This is a genomic window from Pseudoalteromonas phenolica, assembly GCF_005876835.1.
GTDB classification, from domain to species: Bacteria; Pseudomonadota; Gammaproteobacteria; order Enterobacterales; family Alteromonadaceae; genus Pseudoalteromonas; species Pseudoalteromonas phenolica_B.
The window spans coordinates 107,890-123,823 of record NZ_PPSW01000022.1; the positions used below are offsets into that span (position 1 = coordinate 107,890).

A 15,934-nucleotide genomic window follows, 5' to 3' on the forward strand; every position below is an offset into this window, starting at 1 on the left:
AGATAATTGATTAGGAATACCTCATGAGTGATGCAAAACACTGTAAACTTTTAATTTTAGGCTCAGGCCCTGCAGGTTATACTGCTGCAGTTTACGCAGCACGAGCGAATTTAAACCCTGTGCTAATTACTGGTATGCAGCAAGGTGGTCAGCTAACGACAACGACTGAAGTAGAGAATTGGCCTGGTGACGCGCACGGCTTAACTGGACCTGCACTGATGGATCGTATGAAAGAGCATGCAGAGCGTTTTGAAACTGAGATTGTTTTCGACCATATCAACAAAGTAGACGTTACAAAGCGTCCATTTACACTAACAGGCGATCAAGGTACATATACTTGTGATGCACTTATCATTGCTACTGGCGCTTCTGCTAAGTATCTAGGCCTTGAATCTGAGACAGCTTTCCAAGGTCGTGGTGTTTCTGCATGTGCTACATGTGACGGTTTCTTTTACCGCGGACAAAAAGTAGCTGTTGTTGGTGGTGGTAACACTGCGGTTGAAGAAGCTCTGTATCTTTCTAACATTGCAGATGAAGTTCATGTTATTCACCGTCGAGACTCATTCCGCAGTGAAAAGATTTTATCTGACCGCTTAATGGAAAAAGCGAAAAATGGCAACGTGACACTTCATTTCAATCGTACTTTAGATGAAGTAGTTGGTGATGAAATGGGTGTAACTGGTATCAAAATTAAAGATACTGACTCAGATAATGTTGAGCAGCTTGATTTAGCTGGTGTGTTCATTGCAATCGGTCACAAACCAAACACTGACATGTTTGAAGGCCAACTTGAAATGAAAGATGGCTATTTAGTTGTTCAGTCAGGTCTAAATGGTAATGCAACGCAAACTTCTGTTGAAGGTGTGTTTGCAGCTGGTGATGTATCTGATCACATCTATCGTCAGGCAATTACGTCAGCTGGTACTGGTTGTATGGCAGCACTAGATGCCGAGCGCTTCCTAGATAACCAATAAATTTCAGACCAGGAGGGTTGTTTAACCCTCCGCTTTCACTTTAAGATGTTTTTCATTAAAAAATACGATTAATTTCTTAAATGACACCACGCCTATATCAACTATCAACTGAAACAATCGATTTTCCTTCACCAACTTTGGCTTTAAATGAACCTGATGGCTTACTTGCTATCGGAGGCTGTCTTACGCCTGCAAGACTCAATCTTGCATATCGGTCAGGTATTTTCCCTTGGTTTAATGAAAAAGAGCCCATCATGTGGTGGTCGCCAAATGACAGAGGTGTGATTGAACTGAATGATTTCCATGTCAGTCGTTCATTAAAAAAAGTGGTAAGAAGAACAAAACCTATAGTCACTGTTAATAAAGCATTTGACACTGTTATCAATGCCTGCCGAGAGCAAAGGTTACATGCAGAAGGTACCTGGATAAACCATCAGATGCTGGCTGCCTACAGTCATATGCATTCGTTAGGTTTTGCACATAGCCTCGAGGTCTGGGATCAAAACAATAGTCTGATGGGTGGTCTTTATGGGGTTATGAACTCGGGTGTTTTTTGTGGAGAGTCTATGTTTTTTAATCAACCAAACGGCTCAAAGTTAGCCATGTGGGCGTTAGTTAATTGGCTTAAAAAACACAACGCCCATTTTGTAGATTGTCAGTTGGAAAACCCCTATTTAACCACTTTAGGTGCAAAATTAATTTCAAGGTCTGAGTTTTTAGCTAAACTTAAGTTAGCTCAGGGCTTTGATATACCCAGTTCGATGTGGAAACCACAAGTATTGGAAGAGATTTATGACTGAACATTTTCCTTCAAAGATTGGATTAAGCCAACAGTTTGATTGCAGTTATTTACCTGACAAACAAGAACAGCTGCTCGTCATTCTCGATAGTCAATGCTACAACGCAGCACGGTTTCAAGACTTATTAGAATTAGGTTTCAGACGAAGTGGTGATCAAATTTATCGCCCTCATTGTCCTAGTTGTAATGCCTGTGAGTCAATGCGCCTTCCTGTTAAAGATTTTGTGCTATCAAAATCACAAAAGCGTAAACTAAAAGCAGCTAAAAGCAATTTCAATATTAAGGTGAGTGATAAAGAGCAATCAAATTATTACGCTTTATATGAAAACTATATAAATCAAAAGCATTATGACGGCACCATGTTCCCTCCAAATCGCCTGCAATATGAAAGCTTTTTATTTTGTAACTGGTTACCTGTCACCTTTATTGAGTTGTGGGATCAAGATGAACTTATTGCTGTTGCAGTGACAGACACTATGCCAAATTCATTGTCTGCGATTTATACATTTTATCACCCTGACTATGACAAGTTTAGCCTTGGTGTTGTGATGATATTGCTTCAAATAGAATTCGCAAAAAGCTCTGGTTTAGATTCCGTGTATTTGGGTTATCAAATTGATGAATGCAGAAAGATGTCTTACAAGTCACAATTTAAACCTGCAGAGCGTTTTATATCGGATGTTTGGCAACTGAAGCTGTAATTAAATTAACTAATTTCCCCCCTTACCTTTACTTATTGTGTGGTTTTCGGCAAAATCTGCTGCGTTAATCTAATCAAAGAGGTGTTACGCTACACATGGCGAAAGAAGACGTAATTGAAATGCAAGGCACGGTCCTTGATACTTTACCAAACACAATGTTCCGCGTTGAACTTGAAAACGGCCACGTAGTGGTTGCTCATATTTCTGGTAAAATGCGCAAAAACTACATTCGTATTTTAACAGGCGATAAAGTAACTGTTGAAATGACGCCATACGATTTAACTAAAGGTCGTATCGTTTTCCGCGCGCGTTAATTACGCCGTGATTGTAAAGCGTATTGGTTAAGTTCATTCGTTTTACTTTTGACTCATCATCGTGATTTAACTTGATGTGTTAAATAAAAAAGCCTAGCTTAGCTAGGCTTTTTTAATGGTCTTATGAAAATGGTGAGATTACACTTCCCCACTCTTAAGCTTCAGCCATTTCAACATCATATTGGAAGTTTAGCTTATTGCTCTTCAGGCCCACTTTGACTGTGCCGCCTTCGGCTAACTTGCCAAAGAGGATTTCATTTGCAAGCGGCTTTTTCAATTGCTCTTGAATAACACGTGACATTGGTCTTGCCCCCATTGCCTTGTCGTAACCCAGATCAGCTAACCACTCTCTGGCTGCTGCTGTAAGCTCAAGGTTCACAGATTTACGGTCAAGTTGCGCTTGAAGTTCAACTAAGAATTTATCTACAACTTGTAAAATGACATCTTTATCTAAATGGTTGAACCAAATGATGTTGTCTAAGCGGTTTCTAAATTCAGGTGTGAACACCTTATTAATCTCAACCATGGCATCGTGCGAATGATCTTGTTGCGCAAATCCTATTGACTGACGAATGGTTTCTTGAACACCCGCATTCGTAGTCATGACCAGTACAACATTTCTAAAGTCTGCTTTGCGTCCATTGTTGTCTGTTAACGTGCCATGGTCCATCACTTGTAGCAAAATGTTATAAATATCTGGGTGCGCTTTTTCAATCTCATCTAAAAGCACAACAGCATGAGGGTGTTTGATCACAGAGTCAGTTAGCAAACCGCCCTGCTCATAACCTACGTAGCCTGGAGGCGCGCCGATTAACCGGCTAACCGCGTGACGTTCAGAGTACTCTGACATATCAAAACGAATGAACTCCACGCCCATACATTTTGCAAGTTGCTTTGTTACTTCTGTTTTACCAACACCGGTTGGACCTGCAAACAAGAAAGAACCAATTGGCTTGTCTTCATTTGAAAGACCTGAGCGAGACAATCTAATTGCGGACGTTAATGCATCGATTGATTGGTCTTGACCAAACACCAACATTTTTAAGTTTCTGTCTAAGTTTTTGAGTGTTTCTTTATCACTTGAAGATACACTCTGCTGCGGTATACGCGCAATTTTAGATACTATCTGCTCAATATCTGCAACGTTGATGGTTTTCTTACGTTTAGATACAGGCAGTAAGCGTTGGTTTGCCCCCGCTTCATCTATCACATCAATGGCTTTATCTGGTAAGTGACGCTCGTTGATATATTTCGCACTCAATTCTGCAGCCGCACGGAGTGCTTTTTGGGTATAACGAATACCATGATGATCTTCGTAACGATCTTTCAACCCCATTAGGATCTTTGTAGTATCTTCAACACTTGGTTCGAGTACATCTATCTTTTGGAAGCGACGAACAAGTGCTCTGTCTTTTTCAAAGATATTTTTAAACTCGTTATAAGTCGTTGAGCCCATACACCTTAATTGGCCACTAGACAGTAACGGTTTAATTAGATTCGAGGCGTCCATCACACCACCCGACGCAGCACCTGCACCTATGATTGTATGGATTTCATCAATAAATAAAATTGAATGCGGTTTTGCTTGTAACTCTTTTAAAAGCGCTTTAAAACGCTTTTCAAAATCACCGCGATATTTAGTCCCCGCTAACAAAGCGCCCATATCGAGTGAATAGACAACCGCATCGGCAATCACATCGGGTACTTGCTCATTAACGATTCTATAGGCAAGCCCTTCTGCAATCGCTGTTTTACCAACGCCAGCTTCGCCTACAAGTAAAGGGTTATTCTTTTTACGACGACATAAAACCTGTACTGTGCGTTCTACTTCCTGATCTCGGCCTACTAACGGGTCTAACTGTCCCGCATGCGCCATCGTGTTCAGGTTAGTTGTGAAGTTTTCAAGTTTAGTCTTCTCTTCACCTTGTATGTCGTTTGAATCTTCACTATTGATATCTTCGTGATCATCTTCATGATGCTCGTCATCTGACTTAGCCACACCGTGAGAAATGAAATTCACTATGTCTAAGCGGCTAATATCACTTTTTTTCAGTAGATAGACAGCTTGACTTTCTTGTTCAGAAAAAATTGCGACTAATACGTTCACACCTGTAACTTCGGTGCGCCCAGATGATTGCACATGAAATACAGCCCTTTGTAAAACACGCTGAAAACCCAGTGTCGGCTGCGTTTCTCTATCATTTTCACTTTCTGGTAATAATGGTGTTGTTTCATCGATAAACTCAGAAAGCTCTCGTTTGAGCGTTTCTGTATCAACACCGCATGCGCCTAATGCTTCACCTGCTGATGGGTTATCTATTAATGCAAGTAATAAATGCTCAACAGTCATAAATTCGTGACGACGTGTTCTTGCCTCACGAAATGCTGCATTTAAGGTAATTTCAAGATCTTTGTTTAGCATAAGCAACCCCCAAACGAGATTTATATCGGTTATTCCTGCTCACAACTACATAGCAGTGGATGTTCATGGTCGCGAGCGTAACGATTTACTTGTTCCGCCTTAGTATGTGCAATATCGGAAGGATATAAGCCACATACTGCCTTTCCCTCGTGATGCACGCGCAGCATCACGTCAGTTGCTTTTTCGCTATCCATATTAAAAAACGTCATTAATACTTCGATTACAAAGTCCATTGGAGTGTAATCATCATTGTTTAAAATGACTTTATACTTTCGAGGTGGGCTTAGCTTTTGCTTTTGCTTCTCTCTAACTGTATCGATTACACCAGAATCTTTAATACCACTCATAATAAAATATAGTCTTGTGTTGTTAACTCAAGCAAACTTGAATTGAAAAATAAATTTTTTGTTAAAAATTTGTCTAAAAGTCTTGACTGATTGCTCAATTAAACTACAGTCGTTATTAGATTGTCTAATCTATGGGCAGTCTAGCAAATTATAAAGTTTAGATTAACTAAATTAGTCAACTTATAGAAGGATGTGGAAGTATGGCTTGCGGAAAAGTCAAATGGTTCAATAACGCCAAAGGGTTTGGTTTCATCGTAGAAGACGGCAGTGAAGAAGATATCTTCGCCCATTACTCAACGATTGTGATGGATGGATACAAAACACTTAAAGCCGGTCAAGATGTAACCTTCGAGTTGCAACAAGGTCCAAAAGGGCTTCATGCAACGAACATCGCTCCTAGAGAGACTGAACTCGCTTGATGTTATTATCTCATTAATAAAGCGGGTTTTAACTCGCTTCACCCCCTTCTCATTTAATTTCTCTTTCCAACTTTAAATTTTTAAATTAGCCCATATATAGATTGCTTGTTAAACTAGTGTCTGTTTTCAGGCTTGTTAGTTATACCTATTTAGGTTTACCCAATTATTTAGGTATCACCGTCAATGGTGCATATAGACTTTTAGAGTAGTTATAACTATCAAACTTGCTATATAAAGTTGCCTTAGGCAACATAGCATTCCCATTGCGTTTTGATAGGCACTCTGTGCCCCTGATCTAGGAATGATAATGACATCTAAAATTATATATACAAAAACTGACGAAGCACCGGCTTTAGCTACATACTCGTTGCTTCCAATCATTCAAGCTTACACTAATGCTGCAGGCGTTGAAGTTGAAACTCGTGATATTTCACTTGCAGGTCGTGTAATTGCAAACTTCCCTGAGTTTTTAACTGAAGAGCAGCGCATTGGCGATGCACTTGCAGAACTTGGTGAATTAGCTAAAACACCAGAAGCTAATATCATCAAGCTTCCAAACATCTCTGCGTCAGTACCGCAATTAAAAGCAACAATCAAAGAGCTTCAAGAGAAAGGTTACGCACTACCAAACTACCCTGAAGAACCAAAGTCAGATGAAGAAGCTGCTATTAAAGCAACTTACGACAAAATCAAAGGTTCTGCGGTAAACCCAGTTTTACGTGAAGGTAACTCTGACCGTCGTGCGCCAGCTTCTGTAAAAGCATATGCGCGTAAAAACCCTCACTCAATGGGCGCATGGGCAACTGACTCACAGTCGTATGTTGCTAGCATGGCTGATGGTGATTTCTTTGGTTCTGAGCTATCTACAACTGTAGAAAATGCAACTGACGTTCGCATCGAGCACGTTGCAGAAAATGGCGACGTTACTGTACTTAAAGCAAGCACACCTCTACTTGCTGGTGAAATCATTGATGCATCTCGCATGCGCGCGGCTGACTTACAAGCTTTCCTAGAACAAGAAATCAATGCTGCTAAAGAGAAAGGCGTACTTTTCTCTCTACATATGAAAGCAACAATGATGAAAGTGTCTGATCCAATCATCTTTGGCCACGCTGTAAAAGTATTCTATAAAGATGTATTTGCTAAGCATGGCGAATTATTTGAAGAGCTAGGTGTTGATGTTAACAATGGTCTTGGCGACGTTTACGCTAAAATCGCGCAATTAGACGATGCAAAACGTGCTGAAGTTGAAGCTGACATTCAAGCTGTATACGCTGAGCGCCCAAGCATTGCTATGGTTGATTCTGATCGTGGTATCACAAACCTACACGTACCAAGTGATGTGATCATCGATGCGTCTATGCCTGCAGCTATCCGTACAAGCGGTCAGATGTGGAATGCTGAAGGTAAGCAACAAGACACGAGCTTTGTTATTCCGGACCGTTGTTACTCTGGTGTTTACCAAGCAACTATCGACTTCTGTAAGAAAAATGGCGCTTTCGACCCTCGTACTATGGGTACAATTCCAAACGTTGGTCTAATGGCTCAAAAAGCAGAAGAGTATGGCTCACACGATAAGACATTTGAAGCGGCTTCTGCTGGTACAATCCGCGTAGTAGACACTGACGGTAATGTACTTCTACAACATGATGTTGCACAAGGTGATATCTGGCGTATGTGTCAGGTTAAAGATGCGCCAATTAAAGATTGGGTTAAACTTGCTGTTAACCGTGCTCGCGCTACAAACACACCTGCTGTTTTCTGGTTGAATGAAGCTCGTGCGCACGATGCTCAGCTTATCAAAAAGGTAAATACATACCTTGCTGACCACGATACAGCTGGCCTTGAACTTCTTATCAAAGCACCAGTTGAAGCAACAGAATACTCTCTTGCTCGCATGAAAGAAGGTCAAGACACGATTTCAGTAACAGGTAACGTTTTACGTGACTACCTAACCGACTTATTCCCAATTCTTGAACTGGGCACAAGTGCGAAAATGCTTTCAATCGTTCCTCTAATGAACGGTGGTGGCTTATTCGAAACTGGTGCGGGTGGTTCTGCACCTAAGCACGTTCAACAGTTCGAAAAAGAAAACCACTTACGTTGGGATTCTTTAGGTGAGTTCTTAGCACTTGCTGCATCACTAGAGCACTTAAGCCAAATGAATGGTAATGCTAAAGCACAAGTTCTTGCTGATACACTAGACGCAGCGACTGGAAAGTTCCTAGATGAAAACAAGTCACCGTCTCGTAAAGTAAACGAACTTGATAACCGTGGTAGCCACTTCTACCTATCTCTGTACTGGGCACAAGCACTTGCAGCGCAATCAGATGATGCTGAGCTAAAAGCGTTGTTCGCGCCGTTCGCTGAAGAGTTAACGGCACAAGAGCAAACAATTGTTGAAGAGCTTAACGCTGCGCAAGGTGTAAGCAAAGATGTTGGCGGTTATTTCCAGCCAAATGACGAACTTGCTTTTGCAGCTATGCGTCCTAGCGAAACTTTCAATACAGTATTAGCTAAACTAGCTTAATGCCAACTTGAATGATTAAGGGCATCGTTTGATGCCCTTTTTTATAAGTGTTTTACTTAGTAGCCAGCATATAATTTGCTATTATGCACACATCAATGCTTTTACCTCTTATAAAAAATGCAAAATCGCGTACCTAATCGCAATAACAAAACATTCCCGAAGAAACCACATAGTAAAAAGTCATTTAATAAAAAACGCGTGGTCAAAGATGCGCTTCCTGCAGATCAAGTTAAAATTGTCCTGTTCAATAAACCTTTTGATGTACTTTGCCAGTTCACCGATGATCAAAACCGTGCAACTTTGGCAGACTTCGTAAAAGAAAAAGGCGTATACGCTGCAGGTCGGTTAGACCGAGACAGCGAAGGGTTATTACTCTTAACAAATTGCGGAAAATTACAACACACTCTAACGAACCCGAAGAAAGACACAGATAAAACCTACTGGGTGCAAGTTGAAGGTGTGCCAAGCGATGAGTCAATTTATGCACTAAATAAAGGTGTCGAATTAAAAGATGGCCTTACTAAACCTGCAAAAGTCAGAATTATTAATGAGCCAAATATTTGGCTTCGTAATCCTCCAATACGAGAACGCAAAAATATTCCGACTACTTGGCTTGAAATAACCATTTCTGAAGGAAAAAACCGCCAGGTTCGTAGAATGACAGCCCATATTGGCCACCCTACACTTCGCTTGATACGCTATCGTATTGGAAAATACACTCTTGATGGCATTCACAATGGCGAATATAAAGTGCTTTAGCGTTAAACGCTAACTTGGGATTCAGCCTCTTAAAATATCGTGCTATACTCACGCCTTTCAAAATCATAGAGATTAACAGCAAAAAATATGAGCGATAATAGTCAGATTAAAGTCATCGTTGGTATGTCCGGCGGTGTAGATTCTTCAGTTTCAGCTTACTTATTAAAACAACAAGGCTATCAGGTAGAAGGCCTGTTCATGAAGAACTGGGAAGAAGATGACAATGACGAATATTGTGCTGCTGCTGAAGATCTTAAAGATGCACAAGCTGTCTGCGATAAGTTAGGTATCGAACTTCATACCGTAAACTTTGCAGCTGAGTACTGGGACAACGTTTTTGAGTATTTCTTAGAGGAATACAAAGCGGGCCGCACGCCAAACCCAGACATCATGTGTAATAAAGAAATCAAATTCAAAGCTTTCTTAGAATTCGCTGCACAAGCACTTGGAGCGGATTACATTGCAACGGGTCACTATGTTCGTCGAGAAGAACGTGATGGTAAGTTTGTGATGCAACGTGGTCTCGATGACAACAAAGATCAAAGTTACTTCCTTTATACACTTAGCCATGAGCATATTGCACAAACACTATTTCCTGTAGGTCAAGTTGAAAAGCCTGAAGTACGTCGTATTGCTGAAGAGCAAGGGTTAATTACACACGACAAAAAAGACAGTACAGGCATCTGCTTTATTGGTGAGCGCAAGTTCAAAGACTTCCTGCAAAAATTCCTACCTGCGCAACCAGGTAAAATTGAAGACACTGATGGTCATGAGGTGGGTGAACATGAAGGTTTAATGTACCACACACTTGGTCAGAGAAAAGGCCTATTAATCGGTGGTATGAAAGAAGGCAGTGGCGAGCCTTGGTATGTCGTTGACAAAGACGTAGAGCGTAACGTGTTAATTGTTGGTCAAGGCAAAAACCACCCTCGCCTATTTAGTAACGGCCTTAACGCAAATCAATTACACTGGGTTGACCGAGTTGGACCAAAAGGCACAACACGTTGCACAGTAAAAACCCGTTATAGACAAACTGACATTCCATGTACTTTGTTGGTTGGTGAAGACGGTATGGCAAGGGTTTTATTTGATGAGCCTCAAAAAGCAGTAACCCCTGGTCAGTCAGCAGTATTTTATGCTGATGACGTATGCTTAGGTGGCGGTATCATCGACTCGGTGATCAAATAATGTCGACAAGTTATGTTTTACCGCTGGCGGCCATGTGTCAGATCAGCAAACTTGTTCAAAAAACAGCAAAATACGGCCAGTTTAATGAAGCGGAAGTCAGTACTTTTTTAAAAAGTATCGTTAACCTGAACCCAGCTCACCCAGAAGACGTCTATGACGACAAATGGGTGATTAAAGACGGTTATAAAACGCTTATTCAACAGCTCTCCCCAGAAGGAGAAAAAGATGTTGAGCTGGTTAAATACGTTGGCAGTTTGATGCAATTAGAACGTGCACTTTCAGCAAACCCCAAAGCGTTAGATGAGCTGGCAAGCCGTTTGAATCAAATCGAAAGACAACTATTACACTTTGATATTTGCGACAGCACCATAGTTGCTGCTTTTGCTGATATCTACAGCCAAGTACTTAGTCCACTTGGTCAAAAAATTCAGGTATTTGGTCAACCAGATTTATTAAAACAACCAAGTTACCAACATAAGATCCGAGCGCTTTTATTAGCAGGCATTCGTAGTGCCGTGCTCTGGCGTCAACTTGGTGGTAAGCGACGTCAATTTTTCTTTGGCAAAAAGAAAATTATCGAAATCGCAAAAAACAGTATTTAAAGAAATCGTTCAAACAAACCAATTAGTTTAGGAGAAATTATGGAGCTTTCAGCGTTAACCGCTATCTCTCCAGTGGATGGCCGCTATGGTAGTAAAACTACTGAATTGCGTGGCATTTTCAGTGAGTTCGGCCTTATCAAGTACCGCGTAACTGTTGAAGTACGTTGGTTACAAGCCCTAGCTAAAGCACAAGGTATTGATGAAGTACCAGCTTTCAGTGACGAAGCAAATGCGCTTTTAGACAGCATTGTTGACAACTTTAGCGAAGCAGATGCTGCGCGCGTTAAAGAAATCGAGCGCACAACGAACCATGACGTTAAAGCGGTTGAGTATCTTCTAAAAGAAAAAGTTGCAGATAATGCAGAATTAAATGCAATCAATGAATTCATTCACTTTGCATGTACGTCTGAAGATATCAATAACCTGTCTCACGGTTTAATGTTAGCAGAAGCGCGTGACAAAGTACTTTTACCTTACTGTGATGAGCTACTTACAGCAATCAAAGCAAAAGCTGTTGAGTACAAAAGCGTACCTATGATGACTCGTACACACGGTCAGCCAGCTTCTCCTTCAACAATGGGTAAAGAGTTTGCAAACGTGTATGTTCGTTTACAACGTCAACGTCAGCAAATCGCAAAGGTAGAATTACTTGGTAAAATCAATGGTGCTGTAGGTAATTACAATGCGCACTTGAGCGCGTACCCTGATTACGACTGGCATGCGCATGCAGAGCAATTCGTAACTAGCCTTGGTTTAACCTGGAATGCATTCACAACACAGATTGAGCCACACGATTACATTGCTGAGCTATTCGATGCAATCGCGCGTTTCAACACGATCTTACTAGACTTCGACCGTGACGTTTGGGGTTACATTGCACTAAATCACTTCAAGCAAAAAACAATTGCTGGTGAGATCGGTTCATCAACTATGCCGCACAAAGTTAACCCTATCGACTTTGAAAACTCAGAAGGTAACCTAGGTCTAGCTAACGCGATTTTTGCACACCTAGCGCAAAAACTTCCAGTATCTCGCTGGCAGCGTGACCTAACTGACTCAACAGTTCTTCGTAACCTTGGCGTTGGTATGGGCTATACACTGATTGCGTACCAAGCAACATTAAAAGGTGTAAGCAAATTAGAAGTGAACGCTGATCGTCTTCTAGAAGAGCTAGATCAAAACTGGGAACTGCTTGCAGAGCCAATTCAAACAGTTATGCGTAAATACGGTATCGAAAAGCCTTACGAGAAGCTTAAAGAGCTAACTCGTGGTAAGCGTGTAAACCAAGAAATCATGGCTGATTTCATTGATGGTTTAGAATTACCAGATACTGTAAAAGCTGAAATGAAGCTAATGACACCGGCTAACTACATCGGTCGTGCTGAAGCATTCATTGACGAATTAGTGTAATTACACACAAATTTAGTTTATAAAGCGAAAGGGTTTCCTTTCGCTTTTTTTATGGAAAAAATATGTTTGATTTAAAAATTAACGCATTAACTCATGCCGAATTTCTAAAAGAGTATTGGCAAAAAAAGCCGTTATTAATCAAAGGTGGCTTTGCTGATTTCGAAGATCCGATTGAGCCTGAAGAATTAGCGGGTCTTGCCATGGAAGAAGACATTGAATCTCGTCTTATCACAAACCATGACGATAAGTGGGAATCTTACCATGGCCCATTCGAAGACTTTTCACTATTAACCGAAACGAATAGTACCCTACTTGTTCAAGCAGTGGACCATTGGCACCCTGTTGCTGCTGAATTGTTAGAGCCATTTCGATTTATTCCCAACTGGCGAATTGACGACTTGATGATCAGCTATTCTACGCCTGGAGGTGGTGTTGGGCCTCATCTTGATCAGTATGATGTGTTCATTATTCAAGGTGAAGGTAAAAGACATTGGCGGGTGGGTATGCCTGATTCAAACCTAAAAGAGTTTGCACAGAACAAAAGTCTCCTTCAAGTTGAACAATTCAATGCAATCATTGATCAGGTTCTGGAACCTGGTGATATTCTTTATATTCCACCAGGCTGCCCGCATGAAGGCTATGCTGTTGAGAATGCATTAAACTATTCTGTTGGCTTTAGAGCGCCTGACACGAAGGATTTCTTAAGTAATTTTGCAGATTACTTAATTGATAATGAGCTCGGTAAGACACGCTATTCAGACAAAACACTTACACTCAGAGAGTCATCTGGAGAACTCAATACTGGCGAAGTTGAAAAAATACAATCTCTCATGCTTGATGCGATTCAAGACAAAGAAGTAATCAAGCGTTGGCTTGGTAATTATTTAAGCCAGCCTAAACATGATATGGATTTACTACCATTAGATGAACCAATCTCATCAGATGAGTTAGCTAACTACTTATCATCACAAGTAATTAACAGAGCAGGTGGTGTTAGAACCTTTTACCAATTATTTGAAGACTCGATACTTCTAAGTATAAACAGTGAAACTTTCTCACTACCAATCAACATGTTAGATGCGGCCAAATTACTCACAGACTTAACCTATTTTGAAGCTAGCAAAATTATTCCTTCAGTCACATGTTTGGAGTTTGCTGAAATGTTAACTAAGCTTATTAATGAAGGTTACTACTTTATCCAACAAGAAGAATAAAGATCCTGTATGTGCAAGCAAGCCTGACAATTAATTACTTTGAGTGCCTAGGCTTGCACATTTGATTTGAATCTTACTGGAGGACACATGGTTTACCATGTAACTAAAGTTAATTGGTTTGAGCATCAAACGCTATTAACTGAGCTAAGAGAAAAAGTGTTTGTTTATGAACTAAACTTACCTAAGAAAGTTGAGTTTGATTCACTCGATAAAAAGTCTGAACACGCAATCATTTACGATGACTGTGATACACCCGTTGGAACTGGTAGGCTATGCCCTAATGGCTTGATAAGTCGCGTTGCTATTATTAGCCAGCATAGGAACAAAGACGCCTTTTATTCTATTCTAAATTACTTAGTTGTTATTGCGAAAGAAAAAGGCTTGAATAATATTTTCATTAATTCGGTACTTGATGAGGTACCTGCTTTTGTTGAGTATGGCTTCTCTAAAAAAGGAGGGGTATTCATGGAGGCAGGAATACCAAGGCAGCAATTATACTGCCCTGTGAATGACTTTAATGCAGAGCCTTTTACGATGCTACATTAGCCCATAGCTGTTCGTTCTCAAATAACTCGTATAAGCCATGTGCTCTGTTAACAAGCAAGTTTGCGAAGTCTACTTGGGTTTTGTCGATTGGTTTACTTGCCATAATCCCATCAGCCTTCAGTTGCCACTGAAATGAAAAGTGACGTAACACATCTCTTGCATTTTCTGCTGCACTAACTTGTACTGCATCGGTAGGTAAACGACCTGTGATAACCCAATAGGTGTTGCCATCATTGCCCTTTATTTTCCAAACGGCGCACAGTGGTGGAAGAATCCTACATTCCTTCTCTAAAATGCTAACAGGCAGTACACCTTTGTCAGCCAAAAACTTTTGTGCATTACCTAAACATTCTCTTTGCCATTGATTAACTTGCGCTTCAGTCAGTTCAACCGGTATTTTCTTTTCTTCAGACATGTCGTTTTCCCATAATTTTTCTTGCAGTCACTCTACTTCCTAACAACACCTTGTCAACATATGCACGCCCAAAAATTTATTTATTGATTTATTTGCACAAAAAACATTCTTCACTAAGCTTCTAATAGAGAAATGAGTGGACAATTAATATGCAAAAGCTCGTATTCATAGGTCTTGGTACACAATCAGCTTTGTGTGCTTTAGTTTTGTTTAATATGCCCTCCTCCATCATCACACTATTAATAATATTATTAGCTATATCCTCAACATTTTTATTTTTTAAGCTGAATAAAAGTGCTGAATCAACAACCAAATCCAGTACTCTAAAAGACCCCATTGCTAATACTAATCAAGCCGATGATGCTGACCTTGCTTGTCTAGAAAATCTTGCAACCGTAATTATTCCTCAGTTATCAGCTCAGATAAATCAAGCAAGAAATCAAACCAAAAACTCTATCGTGCATATGTCTGGTGAATTTGCTGTACTTGTGCAAAGTATTACTCATACAGCCGAGCAGTTTGAACAATCAGATAGTGCAAACATCCAAAATGTCTGTGATGACAATAAAACTAAACTCAATGACATCATCAGCGATGTTAACAAAAGCACTGAATCTCAACAGCAAATGACTGATACAGTGAAAAATTTGGTAACTCGCAGTGAGCAGCTAAAAAGCATGTCCACAGATGTGTCAAAAATCGCAGAGCAAACAAACTTGTTAGCCCTTAATGCATCAATTGAAGCTGCACGTGCAGGAGAAAATGGCCGCGGTTTTGCAGTCGTCGCCGATGAAGTTCGTTCTCTTGCAAATTCAAGTGGTGAAACAGGTCATAAAATCAGCGAACTTGTCGAATCAATTACCAATGATATGCAAAATTCTATGCGACTGCTAGAAGAAGATTTAAAGAGTAAACAACACTCTGCGAGTAAATATGAGCAGCAAATAAATTGTGTTGTTGACGAATGGCTCATCTTATCAAACAAAATGCATGATAAATCACTAGCGCTTCATAACGACAGTTTAGAAATTAGAAATAAAGTTTCTGAAATTATGGTTGATTTGCAATTTCAAGACAGAGTCGACCAAATTCAATCAAGCGTTGACAGTGCTCTGTCGGTCACAAGTGAAGAGTTAGCAAGATTCATTGCCAATAGAAGAAGCTGTAACAAAGCAACATTTGACCACAATAAAATCAGTCAAGTACTAGAAAAAACCGCAGCAACTAACGAACAAAGATCCATATTATCCAAAAGCGACGACAACATAGTCGACGATATTACTTTCTTATGAGG

At 40.3% G+C, this 15,934-nt stretch carries 16 protein-coding genes; 13 read left to right on the forward strand and 3 right to left on the reverse strand.

The genetic code is table 11. The annotated features are described in order from the left end of the window. Nucleotides 1–23 precede the first annotated feature (23 nt). The 4 genes from trxB to infA all read left to right on the forward strand — a co-directional run bounded on the left by trxB (nucleotide 24) and on the right by infA (nucleotide 2,788). Nucleotides 24–974 (forward strand): thioredoxin-disulfide reductase, encoded by a 951-nt coding sequence (gene trxB / locus C1E24_RS13800; protein WP_138482380.1) that lies wholly within the window; start codon nucleotides 24–26, stop codon nucleotides 972–974. 80 nt (nucleotides 975–1,054) lie between these two features. Next, nucleotides 1,055–1,774 (forward strand): leucyl/phenylalanyl-tRNA--protein transferase, encoded by a 720-nt coding sequence (aat, locus tag C1E24_RS13805; RefSeq protein WP_138482382.1) that lies wholly within the window; start codon nucleotides 1,055–1,057, stop codon nucleotides 1,772–1,774. After that, nucleotides 1,767–2,474 (forward strand): arginyltransferase, encoded by a 708-nt coding sequence (locus C1E24_RS13810; RefSeq protein ID WP_138482384.1) that lies wholly within the window; start codon nucleotides 1,767–1,769, stop codon nucleotides 2,472–2,474. The genes aat and C1E24_RS13810 overlap by 8 nt, the downstream gene beginning before the upstream one ends. A 95-nt stretch (nucleotides 2,475–2,569) precedes the next feature. Beyond that, nucleotides 2,570–2,788, forward strand: a complete 219-nt coding sequence (gene infA, locus C1E24_RS13815; RefSeq protein ID WP_058029687.1) for a translation initiation factor IF-1 — start codon at nucleotides 2,570–2,572, stop codon at nucleotides 2,786–2,788. A gap of 154 nt (nucleotides 2,789–2,942) precedes the next feature. Here the strand turns inward: infA and clpA are convergent, their stop codons facing one another. Continuing rightward, a complete protein-coding gene (gene clpA / locus C1E24_RS13820; protein WP_138482386.1) occupies nucleotides 2,943–5,210 on the reverse strand; it encodes an ATP-dependent Clp protease ATP-binding subunit ClpA in 2,268 nt (755 codons plus the stop codon). Between the two features lie 29 nt (nucleotides 5,211–5,239). Further along, a complete protein-coding gene (gene clpS / locus C1E24_RS13825; protein ID WP_138482388.1) occupies nucleotides 5,240–5,557 on the reverse strand; it encodes an ATP-dependent Clp protease adapter ClpS in 318 nt (105 codons plus the stop codon). A gap of 200 nt (nucleotides 5,558–5,757) precedes the next feature. On the opposite strand from clpS, the gene cspD reads away from it, so the two are divergent. From cspD to C1E24_RS13865, 8 genes are all read left to right on the forward strand, one after another. Further along, on the forward strand, nucleotides 5,758–5,976 hold the full coding sequence (gene cspD, locus C1E24_RS13830; protein ID WP_138482390.1) for a cold shock domain-containing protein CspD: 219 nt from the start codon (nucleotides 5,758–5,760) through the stop codon (nucleotides 5,974–5,976). 307 nt (nucleotides 5,977–6,283) lie between these two features. Then, entirely contained in the window at nucleotides 6,284–8,506 is a 2,223-nt protein-coding gene (locus C1E24_RS13835; protein ID WP_138482392.1) for an NADP-dependent isocitrate dehydrogenase, read from the forward strand. 117 nt (nucleotides 8,507–8,623) lie between these two features. Next, nucleotides 8,624–9,265 (forward strand): pseudouridine synthase, encoded by a 642-nt coding sequence (locus tag C1E24_RS13840; protein WP_138482394.1) that lies wholly within the window; start codon nucleotides 8,624–8,626, stop codon nucleotides 9,263–9,265. 87 nt (nucleotides 9,266–9,352) lie between these two features. Then, nucleotides 9,353–10,453, forward strand: coding sequence for a tRNA 2-thiouridine(34) synthase MnmA (gene mnmA / locus C1E24_RS13845; protein WP_058029681.1), 1,101 nt, complete (start codon nucleotides 9,353–9,355; stop codon nucleotides 10,451–10,453). Next, nucleotides 10,453–11,055 carry a high frequency lysogenization protein HflD gene (gene hflD, locus C1E24_RS13850; protein WP_138482396.1) on the forward strand — a complete coding sequence of 201 codons (603 nt, stop codon included), beginning with the start codon at nucleotides 10,453–10,455 and terminating at the stop codon, nucleotides 11,053–11,055. Before mnmA ends, hflD begins: the two co-directional genes overlap by 1 nt. A gap of 39 nt (nucleotides 11,056–11,094) precedes the next feature. After that, the gene (gene purB / locus C1E24_RS13855; protein ID WP_138482398.1) at nucleotides 11,095–12,465 is read left to right on the forward strand and encodes an adenylosuccinate lyase; all 1,371 of its coding nucleotides are present in this window, start codon (nucleotides 11,095–11,097) and stop codon (nucleotides 12,463–12,465) included. A 62-nt stretch (nucleotides 12,466–12,527) separates the two neighbouring features. Then, nucleotides 12,528–13,679 (forward strand): cupin domain-containing protein, encoded by a 1,152-nt coding sequence (locus C1E24_RS13860; protein WP_138482400.1) that lies wholly within the window; start codon nucleotides 12,528–12,530, stop codon nucleotides 13,677–13,679. A gap of 87 nt (nucleotides 13,680–13,766) precedes the next feature. Continuing rightward, nucleotides 13,767–14,225 carry a GNAT family N-acetyltransferase gene (locus C1E24_RS13865; protein WP_138482401.1) on the forward strand — a complete coding sequence of 153 codons (459 nt, stop codon included), beginning with the start codon at nucleotides 13,767–13,769 and terminating at the stop codon, nucleotides 14,223–14,225. On the opposite strand, the gene C1E24_RS13870 is transcribed toward C1E24_RS13865, so the two are convergent. Continuing rightward, entirely contained in the window at nucleotides 14,209–14,640 is a 432-nt protein-coding gene (locus C1E24_RS13870; protein WP_138482403.1) for a DUF4826 family protein, read from the reverse strand. The genes C1E24_RS13865 and C1E24_RS13870 overlap by 17 nt on opposite strands. A gap of 149 nt (nucleotides 14,641–14,789) precedes the next feature. Between C1E24_RS13870 and C1E24_RS13875 the strand changes: the two genes are divergently transcribed. Continuing rightward, complete coding sequence (locus C1E24_RS13875) at nucleotides 14,790–15,932, forward strand: methyl-accepting chemotaxis protein (protein ID WP_138482405.1); 1,143 nt, start codon at nucleotides 14,790–14,792, stop codon at nucleotides 15,930–15,932. Nucleotides 15,933–15,934 lie beyond the last annotated feature (2 nt).